Origin of the sequence: Moritella sp. Urea-trap-13, assembly GCF_002836355.1 — a bacterium.
GTDB lineage: Bacteria > Pseudomonadota > Gammaproteobacteria > Enterobacterales > Moritellaceae > Moritella.
In genome coordinates this window covers 255,799-277,825 of record NZ_PJCA01000039.1, presented here as the reverse complement: position 1 = coordinate 277,825, position 22,027 = coordinate 255,799, and the positions used below count along the sequence as shown (strand labels likewise).

Annotated in this window: 21 protein-coding genes and 1 other RNA gene; 18 read left to right on the top strand and 4 right to left on the bottom strand. The window is 43.4% G+C overall.

The window, feature by feature from the left end; translation table 11 throughout:
- The first annotated feature begins 33 nt into the window (after positions 1 to 33).
- From petA to sspB, 5 genes are all read left to right on the top strand, one after another.
- A complete protein-coding gene (gene petA / locus CXF93_RS20155; protein WP_017221716.1) occupies positions 34 to 624 on the top strand; it encodes a ubiquinol-cytochrome c reductase iron-sulfur subunit in 591 nt (196 codons plus the stop codon).
- Positions 624 to 1,838 (top strand): cytochrome bc complex cytochrome b subunit, encoded by a 1,215-nt coding sequence (locus CXF93_RS20150; protein ID WP_101064292.1) that lies wholly within the window; start codon positions 624 to 626, stop codon positions 1,836 to 1,838. The genes petA and CXF93_RS20150 overlap by 1 nt, the downstream gene beginning before the upstream one ends.
- Positions 1,838 to 2,638 carry a cytochrome c1 gene (locus tag CXF93_RS20145; RefSeq protein WP_101064291.1) on the top strand — a complete coding sequence of 267 codons (801 nt, stop codon included), beginning with the start codon at positions 1,838 to 1,840 and terminating at the stop codon, positions 2,636 to 2,638. Before CXF93_RS20150 ends, CXF93_RS20145 begins: the two co-directional genes overlap by 1 nt.
- 113 nt (positions 2,639 to 2,751) lie before the next feature.
- Positions 2,752 to 3,387, top strand: a complete 636-nt coding sequence (sspA, locus tag CXF93_RS20140) for a stringent starvation protein SspA (protein ID WP_017221719.1) — start codon at positions 2,752 to 2,754, stop codon at positions 3,385 to 3,387.
- 3 nt (positions 3,388 to 3,390) lie between these two features.
- Complete coding sequence (sspB, locus tag CXF93_RS20135; protein WP_198551718.1) at positions 3,391 to 3,882, top strand: ClpXP protease specificity-enhancing factor; 492 nt, start codon at positions 3,391 to 3,393, stop codon at positions 3,880 to 3,882.
- A gap of 122 nt (positions 3,883 to 4,004) precedes the next feature.
- Here sspB and CXF93_RS20130 read toward each other — a convergent pair whose 3' ends face one another.
- Genes CXF93_RS20130 through CXF93_RS20115 form a run of 4 tightly spaced genes read right to left on the bottom strand, consistent with a single transcriptional unit; the run spans position 4,005 to position 7,438 of the window.
- The gene (locus CXF93_RS20130; RefSeq protein ID WP_101064289.1) at positions 4,005 to 4,553 is read right to left on the bottom strand and encodes a BON domain-containing protein; all 549 of its coding nucleotides are present in this window, start codon (positions 4,551 to 4,553) and stop codon (positions 4,005 to 4,007) included.
- Positions 4,554 to 4,555: 2 nt separating this feature from the next.
- The gene (locus CXF93_RS20125) at positions 4,556 to 5,152 is read right to left on the bottom strand and encodes an SIS domain-containing protein (protein ID WP_101064288.1); all 597 of its coding nucleotides are present in this window, start codon (positions 5,150 to 5,152) and stop codon (positions 4,556 to 4,558) included.
- A gap of 11 nt (positions 5,153 to 5,163) precedes the next feature.
- The gene (locus CXF93_RS20120) at positions 5,164 to 5,556 is read right to left on the bottom strand and encodes a YraN family protein (protein WP_101064287.1); all 393 of its coding nucleotides are present in this window, start codon (positions 5,554 to 5,556) and stop codon (positions 5,164 to 5,166) included.
- Positions 5,549 to 7,438 carry a penicillin-binding protein activator gene (locus CXF93_RS20115; protein WP_101064286.1) on the bottom strand — a complete coding sequence of 630 codons (1,890 nt, stop codon included), beginning with the start codon at positions 7,436 to 7,438 and terminating at the stop codon, positions 5,549 to 5,551. Before CXF93_RS20115 ends, CXF93_RS20120 begins: the two co-directional genes overlap by 8 nt.
- 84 nt (positions 7,439 to 7,522) lie before the next feature.
- On the opposite strand from CXF93_RS20115, the gene rsmI reads away from it, so the two are divergent.
- From rsmI to CXF93_RS20050, 13 genes are all read left to right on the top strand, one after another.
- Entirely contained in the window at positions 7,523 to 8,362 is an 840-nt protein-coding gene (gene rsmI / locus CXF93_RS20110; RefSeq protein ID WP_101064285.1) for a 16S rRNA (cytidine(1402)-2'-O)-methyltransferase, read from the top strand.
- A gap of 43 nt (positions 8,363 to 8,405) precedes the next feature.
- Positions 8,406 to 8,781: RNase P RNA component class A (rnpB, locus tag CXF93_RS20105), an RNA gene on the top strand.
- 154 nt (positions 8,782 to 8,935) lie between these two features.
- On the top strand, positions 8,936 to 9,877 hold the full coding sequence (gene rsmH / locus CXF93_RS20100) for a 16S rRNA (cytosine(1402)-N(4))-methyltransferase RsmH (protein WP_101064284.1): 942 nt from the start codon (positions 8,936 to 8,938) through the stop codon (positions 9,875 to 9,877).
- Position 9,878: 1 nt separating this feature from the next.
- Positions 9,879 to 10,193: a cell division protein FtsL gene (gene ftsL / locus CXF93_RS20095; RefSeq protein ID WP_101064283.1), complete on the top strand. Its 315-nt coding sequence runs from the start codon at positions 9,879 to 9,881 to the stop codon at positions 10,191 to 10,193.
- A complete protein-coding gene (locus CXF93_RS20090; RefSeq protein ID WP_101064282.1) occupies positions 10,190 to 11,917 on the top strand; it encodes a penicillin-binding protein 2 in 1,728 nt (575 codons plus the stop codon). The genes ftsL and CXF93_RS20090 overlap by 4 nt, the downstream gene beginning before the upstream one ends.
- A 50-nt stretch (positions 11,918 to 11,967) precedes the next feature.
- Entirely contained in the window at positions 11,968 to 13,479 is a 1,512-nt protein-coding gene (murE, locus tag CXF93_RS20085; protein ID WP_101064281.1) for a UDP-N-acetylmuramoyl-L-alanyl-D-glutamate--2,6-diaminopimelate ligase, read from the top strand.
- Positions 13,476 to 14,912, top strand: a complete 1,437-nt coding sequence (gene murF, locus CXF93_RS20080; protein ID WP_101064280.1) for a UDP-N-acetylmuramoyl-tripeptide--D-alanyl-D-alanine ligase — start codon at positions 13,476 to 13,478, stop codon at positions 14,910 to 14,912. The genes murE and murF overlap by 4 nt, the downstream gene beginning before the upstream one ends.
- Positions 14,906 to 15,988 carry a phospho-N-acetylmuramoyl-pentapeptide-transferase gene (mraY, locus tag CXF93_RS20075; protein ID WP_101064279.1) on the top strand — a complete coding sequence of 361 codons (1,083 nt, stop codon included), beginning with the start codon at positions 14,906 to 14,908 and terminating at the stop codon, positions 15,986 to 15,988. The genes murF and mraY overlap by 7 nt, the downstream gene beginning before the upstream one ends.
- Positions 15,988 to 17,328, top strand: coding sequence for a UDP-N-acetylmuramoyl-L-alanine--D-glutamate ligase (gene murD / locus CXF93_RS20070; RefSeq protein WP_101064278.1), 1,341 nt, complete (start codon positions 15,988 to 15,990; stop codon positions 17,326 to 17,328). Before mraY ends, murD begins: the two co-directional genes overlap by 1 nt.
- Positions 17,328 to 18,512: a cell division protein FtsW gene (gene ftsW / locus CXF93_RS20065; RefSeq protein ID WP_101064277.1), complete on the top strand. Its 1,185-nt coding sequence runs from the start codon at positions 17,328 to 17,330 to the stop codon at positions 18,510 to 18,512. Before murD ends, ftsW begins: the two co-directional genes overlap by 1 nt.
- 58 nt (positions 18,513 to 18,570) lie before the next feature.
- Complete coding sequence (gene murG, locus CXF93_RS20060) at positions 18,571 to 19,638, top strand: undecaprenyldiphospho-muramoylpentapeptide beta-N-acetylglucosaminyltransferase (RefSeq protein WP_101064276.1); 1,068 nt, start codon at positions 18,571 to 18,573, stop codon at positions 19,636 to 19,638.
- Entirely contained in the window at positions 19,639 to 21,099 is a 1,461-nt protein-coding gene (murC, locus tag CXF93_RS20055; RefSeq protein WP_198551725.1) for a UDP-N-acetylmuramate--L-alanine ligase, read from the top strand. It begins immediately after the preceding gene.
- Entirely contained in the window at positions 21,087 to 22,025 is a 939-nt protein-coding gene (locus tag CXF93_RS20050) for a D-alanine--D-alanine ligase (RefSeq protein WP_101064274.1), read from the top strand. The genes murC and CXF93_RS20050 overlap by 13 nt, the downstream gene beginning before the upstream one ends.
- Positions 22,026 to 22,027 lie beyond the last annotated feature (2 nt).

The window sequence follows — 22,027 nt, the reverse complement described above, 5'->3', positions numbered from 1 at the left end:
ATTTGCGCTGAGTCCGAATGGGAGAATAATTGGATGAGCAATGCGCCTGTTGATTCTGGTCGTCGTCGCTTTTTAACTGCTGCTACATGTGTAGTGGGTGGTGTTGGAGCTGTCGGCGCAGCCGTACCTTTTATCAAATCTTGGAACCCGAGTGCTAAAGCTAAAGCAGCTGGTGCTCCCGTTGAAGTTGATATTAGTAAAATTGAACCTGGTCAGTTAATTCGAGTTGAATGGCGAGGCAAGCCTGTATGGATTGTATCTCGTACAGAAAGTGTATTAAACGAACTTGAACAGCATGATGGTTCGTTACGCGATCCGGCATCAGAACAAGAACAACAACCAAGTTACGCACAGAACAAATACCGCTCGATTAAATCCGAGTTATTTGTGGCTGTTGGTATTTGTACTCACTTAGGGTGCTCACCAACTTACCTGCCTGACAGCTTTGGCGAACAAGTCGAAGGTGTTTCTTCTGGTTTCTTCTGTCCATGTCATGGTTCTAAATTTGATATGGCTGGTCGTGTATTCCAAAGTGTACCTGCACCGTTGAACTTAGTTATACCACCACATTACTATGTGGATAATACGACGATTATAATTGGTGTAGACAAGGGAGCTGCCTAATGTTTGGTAAAATAGTCAATTGGATCGACGATCGTATCCCAATGACGGATACGTGGAACAAACACGCTGGCCAATATCCAGCACCGAAGAATTTTAACTTCTGGTACTACTTTGGCATTCTAGCAACAATCATTTTTGTTAACCAAATCCTAACGGGTATCTGGTTAACAATGAACTACAACCCATCGGGTGAGGGTGCATTTGCATCAATCGAATACATCATGCGTGATGTTGAATTTGGTTGGTTGCTGCGTTATATGCATTCAACAGGTGCATCGGCATTTTTTGTTGTGGTTTATCTGCACATGTTCCGTGGTCTTATGTATGGTTCATACCAGAAGCCGCGTGAATTATTGTGGATCTTTGGTTGCTTAATCTTCTTAGCGCTAATGGCTGAAGCTTTCATGGGCTACTTACTACCATGGGGTCAAATGTCATTCTGGGGTGCTCAGGTTATTATCTCGTTATTTGGTGCGATCCCAATAATTGGTGATGACTTAACACTGTGGATCCGTGGCGACTACGTGATCTCTGGTGCGACACTAAACCGTTTCTTTGCGCTGCATGTTATCGCTGTGCCATTGGTACTTGTGGTATTGGTGTTCTTACACATTGTAGCACTGCATCACGTTGGTTCTAATAACCCAGACGGTATTGAAATCAAAGAAAACAAAGATGAAAATGGTTGGCCGAAAGATGGTATTCCATTCCACCCTTACTACACAGTGCACGATACTGTTGCAGTAGTGGTGATGCTTATCTTATGTAGTATTGTGATCTTCTTTATGCCTGAAGGTGGTGGTTACTTCTTAGAAGCGCCAAACTTTGAAGCGGCTAATCCACTGAAAACACCGGATCATATTGCACCTGTTTGGTACTTTACACCATTCTACGCAATCCTACGTGCGGTACCGGACAAACTCGGTGGCGTGATCATGATGGGTCTTGCGATTGTAATGTTATTCTTAGTGCCTTGGTTAGATCGCGGTAAAGTTAAATCAATCCGTTACCGTAGTGTTTGGCACAAACTTAACCTAACTCAGTTTGTTGTTTGCTTCATTATCTTGGGTGTATTAGGCACATTAGCACCAACGCCTGGTCGTACATTATTGTCTCAAATCACGACGTTAGGTTACTTTGGCTACTTCGGTCTTCTGTGGTTATACAGTAAGAATGAAACCACTAAACCATTACCAAAAAGGGTGACAATGTAATGAAGAAATTATTTATAGCGTTACTTACCCTGTTGCCGATGGCTGCATTTGCAGCTGGTGGTGGTGCTCATTTAGACGAAGCTAACTATGATTTAAGAGACAAAGCATCACTGCAAAATGGTGCTAAAATCTTCATGAATTATTGTTCTACATGTCACTCTACGCAATACCAACGTTATTCACGTGTTGCTGACGATCTGGGTATCGATCGTGATGTCATGACTGAAAATCTAGTATTTACTGGCGTTAAAGTTGGCTCATTAATGCTAACTGCGATGCCTGCTGAAAGTGGTGCAAAATGGTTTGGTGCTACACCTCCAGACTTATCACTAGAAGCGCGTCTGCGTGGTGCTGATTGGGTTTATACTTACCTGCGCTCTTTCTATATTGACGAAACACGTCCATTTGGCGTAAATAATGTGGTATTCCCAAGTGTCGGTATGCCGCATGTACTGGAAGAATTGCAAGGTACAGCACGTCTTTTAGAAATAAAACATAACGAAGAAGAGCTAGATTTACCGGAAGGTGCTAGAATTGTTAAAGAAACCGCAGTTGTTGATGCCAATGGTGTTGCAACAGGTGAAATTCTGACTAGCTACCTAAGCCCCGATGGAAACGGTGAGTTATCAGCAGAAGAGTTTGATGAAGCTATGTTAGACTTAGTGAACTTCTTAGTTTACTCAGCAGAGCCAAATCAACTTGAACGTCAAGAAATGGGCTTCTGGGTTATTGGGTTCCTACTTATCTTACTTGTATTTTGTTGGTTCTTGAACCGCGAATACTGGCGTGATATCCACTAATCGTTGAGATGTTGCCACGTTACTTGTAAAAGTTGCTGGTAAAAGAATTACGTACCGCCAATGCTAGTTTAGGCTATCATTGGCGTTTGTGTTTACAATTTATTGGAGGTGGCATGGCTTTAGCTGCTAATAAACGTTCAGTTATGGTGTTATATTCGGAACCGACTGATCTGTATAGTCATCAAGTCCGAATCGTCTTAGCTGAAAAAGGCGTAAGTGTTGATATTCATCAGGTTGACCGTAATAATCTACCTGAAGATTTAATTGATTTAAATCCTTACCAAACAGTACCGACATTAATCGACCGTGAATTAACGTTATATAACTCACGTATCATCATGGAATATCTGGATGAGCGTTTCCCGCATCCACCTTTGATGCCGGTTTACCCTGTTTCTCGTGGTAGTAGCCGTTTAATGATGCACCGTATCGAAAACGATTGGTATTCATTAGTTACTAAGATTATGAAAGGCTCTGTTGAAGAAGCTGCTGTAGCGCGTAAGCAACTGCAAGAAGCATTAATGAGTATCAGCCCAATTTTTGCTGAATACCCATACTTCATGAGTGAAGAATTCAGCTTAGTAGATTGCTACATGGCGCCGCTGTTATGGCGTTTGCCGGAACTAGGTATTGATCTACCTGGTCAAGCTGCAGGTGAGTTAAAGAACTATATGCTACGAGTATTCGATCGTGAATCATTCCAAGCATCTTTAACTGAACAAGAACGCGAAATGAGAATGTTAATGTAATTTATGGATAAAATGACCCCAATTCGTCCCTATTTATTACGTAGTCACTATGAGTGGTTACTTGATAATGACTTAACACCGCATATCGTTGTTGATGCGCATATTGCTGGTGTTTACGTGCCACAACAGTTTGTTCAAGATGGTCAGATCGTATTGAACATTGCACCTAGTGCTGTGGTTGCTTTTGAGTTAAACAATACTGCATTGAGCTTTAATGCTCGCTTCGGTGGTGTACCGTTTGATGTTTATGTGCCTGTTGCAGCGATTACAGCTATTTACGCACGTGAGAACGGCGCTGGTAGCATGTTTGAACCTGAACAAGCATATATAGATCAAGCTGAGCAAGAGATCGCAGAAGCGGCTGTTGAGCCTAGTGAAGAGAAAAGCATACCTGCGTTGGTCAGTGCGCCTGCTGCAAGCCCTGAAAGTAAGAGTGAAGCGACAGAACGTCCAAAGCCGACTAAAGGTAAACCCGCTTTAAGGGTCATTAAGTAACATAATACTTAATTAACGACTATGTGCAGTACTTGAATGTGTCGACGGGCATAATTCAGTACTGCATTTTTTTATCTTTTATTTATGACTTAACTACTGCTCATTTATCGATATAGCGCTTATCAGCGATACTCGAATACTTTAATGACTTTATCGACACCAACCACATAGCGCGCGGCTTCAGCAAGTTGGTCACCTTGGGCTTTTGTTACTCGGCCAATCAAAAACACTTCGGCATTTTCGGTTATCACTTTGACTTTCAGTGGTTCAATATCTTTCAGGTTAAGAATACTGGTTTTTACTTTTGTAGTTAACCAAGAATCTTTACTGGCACGTTCAAATGAGATTGGTGGCCCTAATCGGATCTGGTTATACACTTGTTGTACTGCTGTGGTCTCTGCCGCAATCGTGACTATTTTCTGACGCTCAGCTTCGGTTCTTACCTGACCTGATAATAATACTTTACTGTTGTTAGTCAGAATATGTAGGTTATTGTTGCTCAACAATTGCTTACTGTTGTCATTAAGTCCTGCAGTGATGTCGAGAGTAATTGTTTCATCATCTATTAATTGACTAAAACCACCGCCACTACTACAGCCTTGTAGCGTAGTAAGACTTAATAGCATGATACTTATTGCCAACCAAGGGGTTAATTTTTTAGCTGCTTTCATACTTATTCTTCGTACCCTTGCTGCGGGAATAAAGTCTGGTCGATAATGTCACACAGACAATTAATGATCAGTGCATGTACTTCTTGTATTCTTGCTTCTCGACGTGATGGTACGCGTATTTCAGCATCGTGTGGACCTAATAATCCAGATATTTCACCACCATCTTTACCGGTTAACGCCACGATTGTCATGTTCCGCGTTAGCGCTGCTTCAATCGCTTTAATGACATTACGGCTATGACCACCTGCTGAGATCACCACTAAGATATCACCATCATTACCCAGTGCACGTACTTGCTTTGAATAAACCATATCAAAGCTGGTATCAGTACCAATGGCTGTCATTAAAGTACAGTCAGGAGTTAACGCCAGCGCCGGTAAGCTTGGGCGCTCTGTTTCGTAGCGGTTTAATAATGACGCCGAAAAATTTTGCGATAAACTAGCTGATGCACCATTTCCACAAATTAAGATCTTGTTACCGTTTAATAAGCACTGTGCCATCATCATGGCTGAATTTTGAATGTACTCGGGTAACGCTTCAGCTGCAGCGATCTTGGTTTGAATACTCTCAGTAAAATTTTCTTTAATTAGCTCTAACATGGGTATCTACTCTAAAAAGCATTGGTTATCCATTGAATATTATCACTGGAACCTTCAATGGCGATCACATCGAAACGGCAAGGGGTATAGTTTTCATTTATTCCGTGGCGCACCATATAATATTGCGCTGTATAACGCAATTTTCGTTGTTTGGCGACCGGAATTGCAGAAATAGCTCCACCGTAATGGGTATATTGGCGATATTTTACCTCGACAAATACTAAGGTGGGTAGTGTTGTTGAAGATTTAATGTCACAGCTGGCACCGTGTTGGCAAATAAGATCTATTTCCCCTTGCCGACAAGCAAAGTTTCGCGCCAAGATGATTAAGCCTTGGCGCTGTAAAAAATCGGCTGCTATACCTTCAAAATATTCCCCGCGTTGACGGGGCTGCTTTTTATTCAGCGTTACTTTCCTCTAGTTGTATTTTGCCGGAGCGGTATTTTGCCCAGCTAAACTCGCGTTCAATAATACCATTATCATTGATATAGAGAATGCCAGTCTGGCCAGCTAAGCGTAAATTAGGGAAATTACGCAGCTGTAGCAGATTCGGAATTAATGTAAATGCATCGTAGCCCATCGCAAATAGATTTTGCTGGATTTTCGACATATTTGGCCATAGTGCCAAAGTTTGTTGTTTTAATTCGCGATCTGGGTTCAACAACCAAGGCATGTCGCTAAAGATTAAGCCATTAAGGTCGCGGCTTTGGCTCTTGGATAGATGATTACCATGGGTACGTGAACTTGCATATACGGCTACTTGCGGTGCATACGGATTCTGTGTGGTGCTAATGAAAGGGATTGCTAACATGGCTTCAGAAGGCGTGGCAATAATATAAATTGCATCAATGTCGCGGCGGCTACGGGTTTTGGCTTTCACATCAGCGCCAACCAAATTCTGCATTAAGCGAATTCGTTGATTACTTGAGGTCACAGAAAACAGCGACGTCACGGTATTTTGCATATCGCTGCGGCTTTTATATTTATAGGTTTCGCTGGTGCCTGTGGTTAGCAAGTGCCATTGTTGGTTAAATTCTTCAGCTAAACGGTTACCGGTACTATTATTTGGCGCGAGAACTAAAGGTTGTTTAATGCCATCTCGGTGCATTTTTTTTGCGGCGGCAGTAGCTTCGTCATTAGAACTCAATGAGAAGTAATAAATGTTCTCTGCTGCTAGCGTTTCTGCTTCGGTCAGTTTATTTAACGAAATTAATGGCACGTCTTTCACTAGCGGTAATACTTTCGCTAGGTTGGATTTTAACAGCGGCCCGACTACAAAGTCAGCACCATCATCTATTGCTTGTAAATACAGCTCATCGGCACTGGTGGTAGCAGTATCATAGAAGCGCAAATCGATATTATGATGACCGCTATCAGCTGTATTATCAGCCGGGTTTCCTTGATAGTAAGCACTTAGCATTCCATCTCGAATTGCTTTACCTGCAACAGCACTTTTACCCGTTAATGGCGCCAGCACGGCTATTCGGCTTGGTGCGTAAGGGGTTGTTGCCATTGCTTTAACCAATTCAATAGGAAAACCACTCAAGGCAGGATGTTGTGAGTAAGTTGTTTGCCATACTTGTAAATGGTTGATCAACGACTGTGGTTCAGTACGATATTGCTGTGCGGTTGCCGCTAAGTCGTACCAACCCGATAGCGTTGGATTTTCAGTCTTAAAACGCAGGGTTAGTTGCTGTAATTCAGCAAGCGGAATGACTGAAACCAGAGCCCATAAGCGAGTATTGTTGGTGCTGTGCAGTTCAGCATCGAGGAAGTCATTTAGTGCAACACGGTATTCAACCGCTTTGGCGTTATTATTTAACAGTTCGGCCAACGTCGCATTTAATAAATAGTAGCGTTGCCAATGGTTTTGTTTGGCTGTGTCTAACGTGGAACTAAAATGAAGTATTGTGACAGCATCTTGATAGCGTTTTTCTAATAGGTAAGCTTCTGATTTTATCAGTGCTACTTCAAATAATTGCTGTGTAGATAATGGATTACGTTCAACTGAAAGTAACATATCCAGCGCTGGTTGTGGATGGCCTTCAGAAATTAGAGCGCGCGCCGATAGTAGCTGCCACGAGATGGCTTGTGGTTTATTCGCTAATGCGATCTTATCAATGTAGTATTGTGCAGGCTGAGCAATTTGTGTCAGTACGTCTGGTGCAACGATTGGTTGTGGTTTCGATGTTGCTTTTTCAGATGTCGTGGTACTTGAACACGCACTGAGTAGTAAACTCAAGCTAAAAAGCATAATCAAGCGGGAATAGCTGTGCTTAAATTCCATTGGTGTATTATCCTGCAAAAGAGATTTATAATACCCCTATACTAAAGCATCATCGCTTAACAAAAAACTACCCATGAGAATGAAATGTCTGAACAAGCAACTTTATTTATCGTTCCAACCCCGATTGGCAACCTTTCTGACATCACTGAACGTGGTTTAGAGATACTCAGAAGTGTTGATTTAATTGCGGCAGAAGATACCCGTCATACAGGGAAACTGCTAAGCCATTACCAAATCAAGACTAAAACATTTGCTTTGCATGATCATAATGAGCAGCAAAAAGCGGAATACTTAGTATCAAAATTACAATCAGGTATCAGTATCGCGCTGGTTTCAGATGCCGGTACACCCTTGATCAGTGATCCTGGTTATCATTTGGTAAATACTTGTCGCGCCCATGGCGTTAAAGTAGTACCACTGCCTGGCCCCTGCGCTGCGGTAACCGCAATGAGTGGTTCTGGTCTGCCGTCTGACCGTTTCTCGTTTGAAGGTTTTTTACCATCAAAAGAAAAAGCCCGTAATGACAAAATAACGGAACTGAAAGAAGAAACCCGCACGATGATTTTTTATGAATCACCGCGTCGTTTACAATATACCCTCGATGCTTTAACTGCGATCATGGGGCCGGAACGTGAAGTATGTGTTGCGCGCGAAATAACCAAAGCGTTTGAAAGTATTACCACTATGCCTGTCGGTGAATTAGCCACATGGGTTGCCGAAGACAGTAACCGTAGTCGCGGTGAAATTGTATTGCTGGTTGCAGGTTTCAAACCTACGGGTTTAGAAATTCCAGCTAAGGTACTGAATACATTGAGATTATTAAACGAAGAATTACCCTTGAAAAAAGCGGCGGCATTAACGGCTGAAATTCACGGTGTCAAAAAGAATGCCTTGTATAAATGGGGTTTAGAAAACTTCGATTAATCACTGGATTTTCTGGGTTAGATTATGTATTATCCTCCGCCTTGGAGTTGGTCAGACAATCGCTGCTTTATGACTCGGTATTTATATCGAGGTTATAGAGGGGAGGAAAGTCCGGGCTCCAGAGGGCAGGGTGCCAGGTAACGCCTGGGAGGCGCAAGCCTACGACAAGTGCAGCAGAGAGAAGACCGCCGATGGCTTCTTCGGAAGCACAGGTAAGGCTGAAAGGGTGCGGTAAGAGCGCACCGTGCGGCTAGTAATAGTTCGTAGCAGGGTAAACTCCACCCGGAGCAAGACCAAATAGGCTTTCTATAGGCGTGGCCCACGCTGAAAGCGGGTAGGTTGCTTGAGTCTGTGAGCGATTGCAGACCTAGAGGAATGATTGTCCACGACAAAACCCGGCTTATCGACCAACTCCAAGAACCTTTCTACTTATTACAGTGTAGATAGGTTCTTGTTTTTCTTTCTTCGTATTACCTTCATTATATTTACTCTCCCAAAACTAGACCTTTTACGCTACAATACCTTTTTTAGCACCTGCTATTATTTAAAGTATTTTTAAGAGCTTTTATCGCTATGACACAAGAATTTGCACACGTATCCGTTTTACTTAATGAAACCGTTGCTGGACTCGATATAAAACCGGATGGTATTTACATTGACGGTACTTTTGGTCGCGGTGGTCACTCTCGCTTTATTTTATCGCAACTCGGTGAAAATGGGCGCTTGATCGCCATTGATCGTGACCCCGAAGCAATTGCTGTTGGCGAAGCACTAAAACTAGAAGACCCTCGCTTTGACATCGTTCATGGTCCATTTTCAGGTATTGCAGAATACATGGAAGCTAAAGGCTTAACTGAACAAGTTGATGGTGTGTTATTAGATCTTGGAGTGTCTTCACCACAGCTCGATGATGCTTCTCGTGGTTTCAGCTTCTTACGTGATGGTCCTTTGGATATGCGTATGGATCCGACATCAGGCCTGAGTGCGGCGAAATGGATTGCAACTGCAGACTATGACGATATCGTTTGGGTATTAAAAGTGTTTGGTGAAGAGAAGTTCGCGCGTAAAATTGCCCGTGCAGTGGTATTTGACCGTGACGGTACGCCATTTGAAACTACATCACAGTTAGCAAGTTTAATTTGCCGTGTGGTGCCTAAATCGAAAAAAGAAACTAAGCACCCAGCGACGCGTTCATTCCAAGCTATCCGTATTTATATTAATAGTGAACTTGAAGAGATCGAACGTGCTTTAGCTGGCGCATTAACATGCCTTAAGCCTGGCGGTCGTTTATCGGTGATCAGCTTTCATTCGTTAGAAGATCGTATTGTGAAGCAGTTTATTCGTAAGCAAGCTCGTGGTAAAGAAGTGCCATACGGCTTACCTATCATGCAAGAAGAAATTGATAAAACACGCACCATGAAAGCGGTGGGTAAAATGCTCAAACCTTCGGAAGCTGAGTTAGAGATAAATCCTCGTGCACGTAGTTCAGTATTACGCGTGGCGGAGAAGTTGTAATATGTTCGGCATTAAGTGGGATTTAGGTAAAGTCATCATGGTTGACATTGGCGAGCATAAGCGCGTCGTTTGTCTATTGGTTGCTATCTTAATTTCCGCTTTTGCCGTTATCATGTTAACCCACGAAACTCGTTTGCTGACCAATAACAAAGAGCAATTACTGACTCAACGAGATTTTGCGGATATTGAATGGCGTAATCTCTTGTTAGAACAGAGTACGCTAGAAGAACACAGTAAAATTGAATACACCGCTAAACATAAACTCGGCATGTATCGACCAAGTACCGCAGAAGAGCAATTGGTGACACAGCAGTGACAAATCGTAAAAATACTCCCAATGAAGAACAACCTAATTTTATTCTATGGCGCTATCGCTTAGTCGTTGCGACCGTCGTGATTATTTTTTTATGCCTGCTTGCACGTACCGCTTATATCCAAATTATTAATCCTGAACATTTGCGTAAACAAGCGGATATGCGTTCATTACGGGTGACATCACAACAAGTGCAACGCGGTATTATTACCGATCGCAACGGGGTTGAATTAGCCGTGAGTGTCCCGGTAATGGCTATCCATGTCGATCCGCGCACCATTAAAAATAAAAACAGCTTTGATAAAAAACGTGCATGGCAAGCGTTTGCTGAAATTCTCGATCTTAACCTTGTCGATCTACAAGCCAAAATTATGGCCTCCAATGGTCGTTTCATGTATATCAAACGCCAAATAAGCCCTGCCGTTGCCAAGTATGTTGATGAGTTAAAGCTAGTCGGTGTCAGTTTAGCGCCCGAATCTCGTCGTTTTTATCCAACCGGTGAAGTGAGTGCTCAGTTAGTTGGCATGACTAATATCGATGACAAAGGCATTGAGGGTGTTGAAAGAGCTTATGATGATTTCCTGACAGGCACGCCGGGTAAACGTATTGTCCGTAAAGATCGCCTCGGTAATGTTATTGAAGATATTTCAGTATTGCAGGAAAGTGAACAAGCGAATAATATCCAGTTAAGTATTGATCAGCGTATCCAGTCATTGGCCTACCAGCGTTTGAAAAAAGCGGTGAAATATAACGGCGCAATATCGGGTTCGTTAGTGATGATTGATGTGAAAACTGGGGAAATATTAGCGATGGTAAATAGCCCGTCGTTTAACCCCAATAACCGCAGTAAATATGATAGTTACAAATTAAAGAATCGTGCTATCACAGATAGTTATGAGCCAGGCTCAACGATTAAACCTTTGGTGATTGCCAGTGGTTTAGATAACGGTGTTATTGCAGCTGACTCAGTGATTGATACCAATCCAGGGCGCATGCGTCTAGGTGGTCGTTTAGTGCAAGATACCCGTAACCGTGGTGATATAGCCTTGGCTGATATTTTACGTTATTCATCGAACATGGGTGTGAGTAAAATTGCCTTGAAACTCGGCCATCAGCGCTTACTCGATACCTATTATCAGTTTGGCTTTGGTAATGTGAGTAGCTTGATCTTAAACGGTGAAAGTCGCGGTTACATGCCTCGTCGTACCCGTTGGTCTGAATTTGAAAATGCGACGTTATCATTTGGTTACGGCATGCAATCAACCACATTACAGCTTGCCCATGCGTATGCGACGATCGGGTCGGGTGGTTTATACCGTCCGCTAACGATTAGAAAATTAGATACCACGCCATTATCAGAGCGGGTATTATCTAAAGACCACGCTGAAGCGCTATTAAGCATGATGGAAACCGTGGTGACCAAAGGCGGCACGGGCGATAAAGCCCGTATTGATGGCTACCGTGTTGCGGGTAAAACCGGTACTTCACGTAAAGCGATAGCCGGTGGTTATGGTGATGATTATGTTGCCTTATTTGCTGGTGTAGCGCCAGTGTCTAATCCTCGTTTCGCATTAGTTGTGGTGATTGATTCACCCAGCGGTGATCGTTATTACGGCGGTGTGATTGCAGCGCCAGTATTTGCTGAAGTGATGGAAAGAACACTGCAAATGTTAAATGTAACTCCAGATGAAAAACAATCATTAACGATAACAGCAAAAGACTCTTAAAATTATGGGCGCTCAGGCGTTAAAGATTGTTTGGTGCAAAGGATTGTGAAATGCCAAGGGTTTTAAATACTAAGGGTTTTGAAATGAATTCATCATGTCGAGTATTATCTCTACACGCGTGGAATATTGATGTTGAATTAGCGGTTAACGCCTTGATCATTGATAGCCGAAAAGTGCAAACTGGCGATTGTTTCGTCGCGGTTAATGGTCATGAACTTGATGGTCGTCGCTTTATCAGTAAGGCATTAACAAGCGGTGCAACAGCGGTACTTAAAGACGCCGATACAGCCGCTGAACATGGACATATCGACTATGTTGAGCAGATCCCTGTTATCTCTTTTTTTGGCCTTAATTTAGCCTTATCCGCATTAGCCGATAATTTTTACCTGTCTCCTTCCCAGCAATTAAAACTGATCGGTGTCACTGGCACCAATGGTAAAAGTACCATTACCCAGATTATTGCTAATTGGGTGACCTTATTAGCCGGTAAAGCGGGAGTGATGGGCACGATCGGCAATGGTTTATTTGCCCAGTTAACCCAAGCAGAAAATACCACGGGTAGTGGTTTAGATGTGCAAGCTGAAATCGCTAGTCAATTACAACAAGGTGCAGAATTATGCGCCATGGAAGTCTCGTCTCACGGTTTGATCCAAGGTCGCGTTAGTGCGCTGGATTTTGATGTGGCATTATTTACTAACCTCACCCGTGACCACCTTGATTACCATGGCGATATGGATGCTTACGCGGATGCCAAAAAAATCTTATTCCAAGGTGCGGTAAAACACAAGATCCTGAATGTCGATGATGCTTACGGTAACGCCTGGGCGAAACAATGGCCTGATGCGATCCAGTTTTCAGTGCAACAAGATTTATCTGCCCATACCGGGGCTTTCTTATATTGTCGTGATCTAAATTTTGATACTGCTGGTTTTAGCTGTGAATTAAAAACCAGTTGGGGCGAAGGCAAACTGCAATGTGGTTTAATTGGTGAGTTTAATGCGTCTAATGTAGTGGCGGCTTGCGCAAGTTTATTAGCGTTAGGATATGATCTCGATTCGTTATTACAGGTAGCGCCAAAATTAACCGCAGTATGTGGCCGTATGGAATTATTCAAGCGCGGAGGACAAGCCGCTTGTGTGGTTGATTATGCCCATACGCCAGATGCATTAGAAAAAGCCCTGCAGGCATTACGGGTTCACTGTGAAGGTAAACTGTGGTGCATATATGGCTGCGGTGGTGACCGAGATACAGGTAAACGACCATTAATGGCACGAGTCGCTGAACAATTTGCAGATTTTGCTGTCATTACTGATGATAATCCTCGCACTGAGTCTGCCTCTACGATCGTAACTGATATGCTTGCTGGACTTGCTAAGCCTGATGCTGTGCAAGTTATTCATGATCGCGGTCAAGCGATTCACTGGGCTATGGGTCAAAGTGCAGCAGAGGATATTATCTTAGTCGCGGGTAAAGGCCATGAAGATTACCAAATTATCGGTGTGCATAAACACCATTATAGTGATCGTGAAACGATCATCGAAATGCTGGATAACCAACAATGATTAATTTAGCGTTAAGTGCCATTGCGGCGCAGCTTAATAGCAAGTTACAGGGTGATGATCGCGTTATCTCCGCTGTTTCTACAGATACTCGCACGATCAAAGCGGGCGATTTATTTATCGCTCTGAGTGGTGAACACTTCGATGCCAACAGTTTTGTCGCCAAAGCCGTTGAGCAAGGTGCTAGCGCTGCGATTGTGACGAAAAAGCAAGCCATCGATATTCCACAAATCGTAGTCAAAGATAGCCGTATTGCCTTGGGATTATTAGGCAAAATGGTGCGCGAACAAGTTAATCCTAAAGTGGCCGCATTAACTGGCAGCAACGGTAAAACCACAACCAAGGAAATGCTCGCGGCTATTTTAAAGTTAGTGGCGCCGACATTAGCGACAGCGGGGAACTTTAATAATGATGTTGGTGTTCCTCTGACGTTATTACGTTTACAAGCCGATGACCAATATGCTGTGATGGAGCTTGGTGCTAATCACAAAAAAGAAATTGCCTATACCACGGGGTTGGTATTGCCTGAAGTAGTGTTAATCAATAATGTTGATGCTGCACATCTAGAAGGTTTTGGTGATTTACAAGGCGTTGCTTCTGCGAAAGGTGAGATCTTAGCAGGTGTGAAACATCACGGTATGGCTGTATTGAATCGTGATGATAAATTTTATCAATACTGGTTACGTAAAGTAAATGCTCAGCGACAGGTTAGTTTTTCAGTGGTCGATGACAGCGCTGATTACTTTGCCGCAGATATCACATTTGATAATGTCGGTAACCCGACATTTAGGTTATGTACACCAAGTGATGAGTGTACGATTAATTTGGCTGTTGCAGGGAGTCATAACGTTGCTAATGCATTGGCTGCTGCGGCAATGGCGAGTTGTTTCGGTATTGATATTAACACTATCAAGCTGGGTCTTGAATCCATGAAAAATGTGCAGGGGCGATTGAAAATATCAGCATTAACCCCACGTATTCGAGTGATTGATGATACTTACAACGCCAATATTGCCTCGGTTAAAGCAGCTATTGATGTATTAACTCATTTCTCCTCTACCAATGTATTGGTGATGGGCGATATGGGCGAGCTTGGTAGTAGTACCGCGAATATGCATCAGCAAGTGGGTCATTATGCTCAGCAGCAACAAGTCGATCATGTTTATACTTGCGGCGCACTCAGCCGTGAAGCTGCGCTTACTGCGGGTGAGTGTGGGCGTGCCTTTTTGACTCAGTCTGCATTAGTTGCTGCGCTGATTGAATTAATTACAACTGCACCGGAAACGCAGCTGTTTACGTTATTATTTAAAGGCTCTCGCAGCGCTAAAATGGAACAGGCAATCAGTTTGTTAACCATTAAGCTAGCAGAGCACTCTACTATGTTAATCGAAAATACAACGTTAGTTGAAAATACAATAAAGGAAAGAAAATGTTAGTTTGGTTGTTCGAATCTTTAAGTGAGCATTTCTCGCTATTCAGAGTTTTTTCGTATCTCACATTTCGTGCAATTATTACGATAATTACCTCGTTATTACTGACATTATGGATGGGCCCTAAACTTATCCGCTATTTGCAAGATATGCAGATTGGTCAAATCGTGCGTGATGATGGTCCAGAGTCCCATTTTAGTAAACGTGGCACGCCAACGATGGGTGGCGTGATGATCTTGATTGCCATCTTAGTCTCGACGTTATTATGGGCAAGATTAGATAATGCTTATGTCTGGGTGATGATGTTTGTATTTGTTGCCTTTGGTGCGATTGGCTTTGTCGATGATTACCGTAAAGTGATCCGTAAAGATACTGATGGCTTGATTGCGCGTTGGAAATACTTCTGGCAATCAGCGGTTGCGATTGCGATTGCAGTGTATCTGTATGTGACTGCGGGTTCTGCCGCAGAAACAACCTTAGTGGTGCCTTTCTTTAAAGAATATATGCCTGAGCTGGGTCTGTTATTCATCGTATTAACGTATTTCGTGATTGTCGGTAGTAGTAATGCGGTTAACTTAACCGATGGTTTGGATGGTCTGGCTATTCTACCTACGGTATTAGTTGCGGGTGCATTCATGTTAGTGGCTTACTTAACCAGTAATGTTAAGTTTGCTGAGTACCTGTTTATTCCTTACATCCCTCAAGCCAGTGAATTAGTTATTGTTTGTGCGGCGATGGTGGGCGCTGGACTGGGTTTCTTATGGTTCAATACTTACCCTGCGCAAGTATTTATGGGCGATGTTGGTTCATTAGCCTTGGGCGCTGGTTTAGGTACTATGGCGGTATTGGTTCGCCAAGAATTCATGTTAGTTATCATGGGTGGTGTGTTCGTAATGGAAACGGTATCGGTTATTTTACAAGTTGGTTCATATAAATTACGTGGTCAACGTATCTTTAGAATGGCACCTATTCACCATCATTATGAATTAAAAGGCTGGCCTGAACCGCGTGTTATTGTGCGTTTTTGGATCATTACTATTATTCTCGTACTGATTGGCTTAGCTACGTTGAAGGTTCGCTAATGACACACTTATCTGAGCAAAATATGGCATCTTCTATTGTTATTGTTGGTTTAGGCCAAACCGGTCTGTCTTGTGTGCGCTATTTTCTAAAGCAAGGTATTGTGCCTGTTGTGGTTGATAGTCGCGATGTACCGCCGGGACAAGATGAACTGCCAGCTCAGGTAACGTTGTACAAAGGTGGTCTACACCCCGAGATCTTGTTACAAGCTAAACAATTAATTGTTAGCCCTGGTATTGCTATTGCGACGCCAGAGATTGCCGCAGCACAGCAAAGTGGTGTCGAAGTGATTGGTGATATTGAGCTGTTTGTGAGAGCGGCAAAAGCACCCATTATTGCGATCACTGGATCAAACGGTAAATCAACAGTGACCACATTGGTTGGTGAAATGGCCAATGCTGCTGGCGTGAGAACCGCTATCGGTGGCAATATCGGTATTCCGGCATTAGACCTATTGGATGTAGCCGAACCTTATCAGCTCTATGTATTAGAACTGTCTAGTTTTCAATTAGAAACCACACATAGCTTGCAGGCTGTTGCGGCTACGGTACTTAATGTCAGTGACGATCATCTCGACCGTTACCCTGATTTTGAGGCTTATCGTCAGGCTAAACTATCTATTTACCAACATGCGCAAACCATAGTGACCAATCGTGATGATGCATTAACGGTTGGTGCTGAACAAGACCATGATGGCGATACGATAAAACAAAGCTTTGGTGTTGATGATGCAGGTTATGGCTTGATCCAACAGCAAGGGTCAACTTGGCTCGCTTATCAAGGTAAAGGCATTATCAGCGCTGATGATCTGCAGATCACTGGGTTACATAACTTGATGAATGCTTTGTCTGCGATAGCGCTACTTGATGCGGCGGGTGTGGATAGAATTAAAACTTTACCGGGTTTAACGCAGTTTACTGGCCTAGCTCATCGCTGTGAATTTATCCGTAAATTGCATGACGTCATGTGGATCAATGATACCAAAGCCACTAATGTCGGTGCGACACTCGCTGCACTTGATGGCTTGAAAAGCAGTGTCAAAGGGCGTTTATATCTGATTGCTGGTGGGGATGGTAAAGGCGCTGACTTTAGTCCTTTGGTGCCTGCATTACGTGATGATATAGCGCTAACTTATTGCTTTGGTAAAGATGGCGAGCGTTTTGCCGCGTTAGCCGATAATACCAAGTTGGTTGGCGATTTAGATACTGCGATTGCAGAAATTAGTCAGTTAGTGCAACCGGGTGATTGGGTATTGTTGTCACCGGCCTGCGCCAGTATTGATATGTACGTGAATTTTATGGCGCGAGGCGATCATTTTAGAGCGCTAGTTAAGGCATTGTAATGGAATTTTTAACACGGACGAAAGACTATTTACTCGGCGTAGAAGTACAGCAACGCGCGGTCTATGATCGACAATTATTATTACTGGCGATTGTATTAATGATGGTAGGTTTAGTTATGGTGGCATCAGCTTCGTTGCCAGAAGGTATCGCCTTGGGTAACGATCCGTTTATGTTTGTGAAAAAGCATGTGATATTTTTACTTGTGTCGCTGTTCGCTGCCACCTGTGTATTGAATGTGCCGATTGCATTTTTTGAACGTAATAGTGTGCGTTTCTTATTTGTTGCTATCGCATTATTGGTGTTGGTATTAGTTATCGGGCGCACGGTAAATGGTAGTACTCGTTGGCTATCGTTAGGTCCGTTGAATATGCAACCCGCCGAATTTGCAAAATTCGCTTTATTTACCTATTTCTCAGGTTACCTCGTTCGTCAAAAGAACTTATTACAAGAGAGTTATAAAGGTTTTGTAAATGGCTTATTAGTGATCCTAGTCATTTCTGCTTTGTTGCTTTTTCAACCCGATTTCGGTTCTGTTATGGTTATTTTAACCACCAGTGTAGCGCTGTTATTTATCGGTGGTGCAAAATTAGTCCACTTCATGGCATTATGTGTTGTAGCTATTTTACTGGGCGTATTAGCAGTGATATTATCGCCCTATCGAATGCGCCGAATCACTTCTTTTCTCGACCCTTGGGATGATCCATTTGGCAGTGGTTACCAGCTAACGCAGTCGTTAATGGCCTTTGGCCGGGGGAGTTTTAGTGGCGAAGGACTGGGTAATTCCATCCAAAAATTAGAATATCTACCGGAAGCGCATACTGACTTTGTATTTGCGATCCTTGCCGAAGAATTGGGTTTCCTAGGGGTATTCATCGTCTTGATGCTACAAATGCTCTTAGTATTTAAAGCCTTGCAGATTGGTCGTCGTAGTTTAGAAATAGATCAGTCTTTTGCTGGTTTCTTGGCGATCAGTATTGGTGTTTGGTTTTGTTTTCAAACCTTAGTTAATGTCGGTGCAGCATCGGGATTATTACCAACTAAAGGCTTAACCTTACCGTTAGTCAGTTATGGTGGTTCTAGCTTATTAGTCATGAGTTGTGCGGTGGCAGTATTATTGCGGATTGATTATGAATATCGCGCACAAAAAGTGTCGATATCAACCAAGCCCCCCATAAGCAACTGAATGACAACAGTAACTGCAATAACGAATTAACTTTCATAACAACTTAAAGAAAAATATGATGACAAAACGTTTATTAGTGATGGCTGGTGGTACTGGTGGTCACGTTTTCCCTGGTATTGCGGTAGCAAAACATTTACAACAGCAGGGCTGGACTATCCATTGGATTGGTACTGCAGATCGTATGGAAGCTGATTTAGTGCCTCAGTATGGTTTTGATATTTCGTTTATTGATATTTCAGGTGTGCGTGGTAATGGGTTTAAGCGTTTATGCGCAGCGCCATTTCGCATTTTAAAATCAGTACTGCAGGCGCGTAAAGTGCTACAAGACTTTAAACCTGATGTGGTATTAGGCATGGGCGGTTTTGCCAGTGGACCGGGTGGTGTTGCCGCTTGGCTACAAGGTATTCCTGTGGTTTTACATGAGCAGAATGCTGCCGCGGGTTTAACCAATCGGTTATTAGCTAAAATAGCCAAGCGAGTATTAATGGCATTTCCTGGTGCGTTTGCGCATGGCCAGTTGGTTGGTAATCCGGTGCGAGAAGATGTACTCGCACTGCATCAACAAGTGCGAATCAAACAAGATAAACTGACAGTATTAGTGGTTGGTGGTAGCTTAGGTGCGAAAGTATTAAATGATACCTTACCTGCGGCACTGGCGTTATTACCACAAGATAAAATTTGTGTACGTCACCAAGTCGGTAAAAACAATGCCGCCAAAGTAATCAGTGCTTATCAAACCGCAGGCGTGACAGCTGAAATATTAGTGACTGATTTTATTGATGATATGGCGCAAGCTTATGCGCAAGCTGATGTGGTAGTCTGCCGCGCTGGTGCGTTAACGGTTTCCGAAGTTGCTGTTGCCGGGCTGCCTGCTATTTTCATTCCATTACCGCATGCGGTTGATGATCATCAGACTAAAAATGCCCAATCATTAGTGCAAGCGGGTGGTGCTGTATTGATACCACAATCGCAATTTAATGCCGCCGATTTGGCCAAATTATTACAGCAGTGGATTGATGACGATACATGTCTTGTGACGATGTCAGAGGCAGCAAAAACCGCTGCCATTCTAGATGCTACTGAACAGGTCGCAATTGCCTGTTCAGCGTTAAGTGAAGAGAGATAAATAATGCCTGAACAAAAGATCGCACAACTCAGAACTATGGTGCCAGAGATGCGCCGTGTGAAAACTATCCATTTTGTTGGTATCGGTGGCGCAGGTATGGGCGGTATCGCTGAGGTGTTAGCTAACGAAGGTTACCAAATTACTGGGTCTGATTTAGCGCCCAATCCAGTGACAGAGCGTTTGGTTAAATTAGGCGCCAAGATCAACTTCGAGCACACAGCTGAAAATGTATTGAATGCTAGTGTTGTCGTCGTCTCTACCGCGATTGATTTAAGCAATCCAGAAATTATGGCCGCGCATGAAAACCGTATTCCAGTGATTAAACGTGCGGAGATGCTCGCGGAATTGATGCGTTTTCGTCATGGTATTGCGATTTCAGGTACGCACGGTAAAACATCGACGACGGCGCTGGTTACGGGGATTTATCATGAAGCAGGTTTAGACCCTACTTACGTTAATGGTGGCTTAGTAAAAAGCACTGGCACCAATGCCGGGTTAGGGACTAGTCGTTACTTGATTGCTGAAGCGGACGAGAGTGATGCGTCATTCTTATTATTGCAGCCGATGGTTGCTGTGGTGACCAATATTGAAGCCGACCATATGGATACTTATGGCGGTGACTTTGCCAAGTTAGAAAAAACCTTCATTGATTTTCTTCATAATTTACCGTTTTACGGTTTAGCGGTGATGTGTGCCGATGATGCGGTTATTCAAAAGTTGATTCCAGATGTTGGTCGTCAAGTCGTCACTTACGGTTTTTCTGAGTATGCTGATGTACGCATTATCGATTATGTTCAGCAAGGTCACAAAAGTCACTTCACTATTTGCCGTAAAGATCGTGATGATTTGCGTGTGAGCTTAAACTCGCCCGGTCAACATAATGCTTTAAATGCAGCTGCAGCGGTTGCTGTTGCGACTGAGGATGGCATTGCGGATAGTGCTATTGTGACTGCATTAGCTAATTTTGCAGGCACAGGTCGACGTTTCGATCAGCTTGGTGAATTTGATTCAGGTGCAGGTAATGTGATGTTGGTAGATGATTATGGTCATCACCCAACCGAGGTTGATGTTACTATTACTGCTGCACGTGCGGGTTGGCCGGAAAAACGCTTAGTGTCGGTATTCCAACCGCACCGTTATACCCGTACGCGTGATTTGTATGAAGATTTTGCTAACGTCTTATCAAAAGTTGATTTGTTGTTATTATTAGAAGTATACCCTGCAGGCGAAGAGCCAATTCCGGGTGCGGATAGCCGCTCATTGTGTCGTAGTATTCGACAGCGCGGCAATATTGAACCTATTTTTGTATCGAGCCCTGATGAATTACCGGCTATTTTAGCTGAGCATTTACAAGAAGGTGACTTGGTATTGACCCAAGGCGCTGGTAATGTTGGTACGCTGGCTAAAGACCTCGCGGCAATGGCAATGAATGTGGATACGATGAAACAATGGAAGAAGTAATCATGAGCGCAACAAGCATTAAAAAAGTAGCGGTATTATTTGGCGGACATTCAGCTGAACGTGAAGTATCACTCAAATCAGGTGCAGCGGTTACTGCCGGTTTACAGCGTGCAGGTGTTGATGCACATGCATTAGATACTGCTGAATACGACGTGCATCAACTTGGACGTGATGGCTTTACCCACGCGTTTATTGCTTTACATGGTCGTGGTGGTGAAGATGGGGTGATGCAAGGCGCGTTAGAACTGCTTGCTATTCCGTATACCGGTAGCCGTGTATTAGGTGCCGCGTTAGCGATGGACAAGATCCGCACTAAGCAAATCTGGCAAGCGCAAGGTTTACCAACGGCACTTTATCGTATTGTCACGCCAACAGATTTTAGTACTGCAATCGCCAGCGATATTATTGCTGAGCTTGGCTCTCCGGTGATCATTAAACCGGCGAAAGAAGGTTCAAGTATCGGTATGGCGAAAGTGCATGACGTGGCGGAATTAGAGATCGCGGTAACCGCTGCGTTTGCATATGATAACGAAATTCTAATTGAACAATGGATTGAAGGCCCTGAATTTACCGTGGCGATTCTGGGTGATGAAGTATTACCGGTGATCCAACTTAAAACACCCAATACGTTTTATGACTATCAAGCTAAGTATCAATCAAATACCACCGAGTATTTGTGTCCGGCCCCGATCACAGATGCGCAGCGCCAGCAATTACAAGCCTATGCATTAAAAGCATTTCATGCGGTAGCGGCTGAAGGTTGGGGTCGTGTAGATGCCATGCTCGATGCGCAAGGTCAGTTCCAGTTATTGGAAGTCAATACGGTACCGGGTATGACGGAAAAAAGTTTAGTACCAATGGCGGCAAAGGCGGCGGGTTATGACTTTGAAACTTTAGTGTCAAAGGTACTCGCGCTAGCGCATTAATA

Excerpts from the sequence above, each read along its gene's own strand:
- rsmI (WP_101064285.1), top strand. The coding sequence starts at position 7,523 with ATGTCTGAACAAGCAACTTTATTTATCGTTCCAACCCCGATTGGCAAC.
- sspA (WP_017221719.1), top strand. The coding sequence starts at position 2,752 with ATGGCTTTAGCTGCTAATAAACGTTCAGTTATGGTGTTATATTCGGAA.
- murD (WP_101064278.1), top strand. The coding sequence starts at position 15,988 with ATGACACACTTATCTGAGCAAAATATGGCATCTTCTATTGTTATTGTT.
- CXF93_RS20145 (WP_101064291.1), top strand. The coding sequence starts at position 1,838 with ATGAAGAAATTATTTATAGCGTTACTTACCCTGTTGCCGATGGCTGCA.
- mraY (WP_101064279.1), top strand. The coding sequence starts at position 14,906 with ATGTTAGTTTGGTTGTTCGAATCTTTAAGTGAGCATTTCTCGCTATTC.
- CXF93_RS20115 (WP_101064286.1), bottom strand. The coding sequence starts at position 7,438 with ATGGAATTTAAGCACAGCTATTCCCGCTTGATTATGCTTTTTAGCTTG.
- murG (WP_101064276.1), top strand. The coding sequence starts at position 18,571 with ATGACAAAACGTTTATTAGTGATGGCTGGTGGTACTGGTGGTCACGTT.
- rsmH (WP_101064284.1), top strand. The coding sequence starts at position 8,936 with ATGACACAAGAATTTGCACACGTATCCGTTTTACTTAATGAAACCGTT.
- CXF93_RS20125 (WP_101064288.1), bottom strand. The coding sequence starts at position 5,152 with ATGTTAGAGCTAATTAAAGAAAATTTTACTGAGAGTATTCAAACCAAG.
- petA (WP_017221716.1), top strand. The coding sequence starts at position 34 with ATGAGCAATGCGCCTGTTGATTCTGGTCGTCGTCGCTTTTTAACTGCT.
- murE (WP_101064281.1), top strand. The coding sequence starts at position 11,968 with ATGCCAAGGGTTTTAAATACTAAGGGTTTTGAAATGAATTCATCATGT.
- sspB (WP_198551718.1), top strand. The coding sequence starts at position 3,391 with ATGGATAAAATGACCCCAATTCGTCCCTATTTATTACGTAGTCACTAT.
- CXF93_RS20130 (WP_101064289.1), bottom strand. The coding sequence starts at position 4,553 with ATGAAAGCAGCTAAAAAATTAACCCCTTGGTTGGCAATAAGTATCATG.
- CXF93_RS20050 (WP_101064274.1), top strand. The coding sequence starts at position 21,087 with ATGGAAGAAGTAATCATGAGCGCAACAAGCATTAAAAAAGTAGCGGTA.
- murF (WP_101064280.1), top strand. The coding sequence starts at position 13,476 with ATGATTAATTTAGCGTTAAGTGCCATTGCGGCGCAGCTTAATAGCAAG.
- ftsL (WP_101064283.1), top strand. The coding sequence starts at position 9,879 with ATGTTCGGCATTAAGTGGGATTTAGGTAAAGTCATCATGGTTGACATT.
- ftsW (WP_101064277.1), top strand. The coding sequence starts at position 17,328 with ATGGAATTTTTAACACGGACGAAAGACTATTTACTCGGCGTAGAAGTA.
- CXF93_RS20150 (WP_101064292.1), top strand. The coding sequence starts at position 624 with ATGTTTGGTAAAATAGTCAATTGGATCGACGATCGTATCCCAATGACG.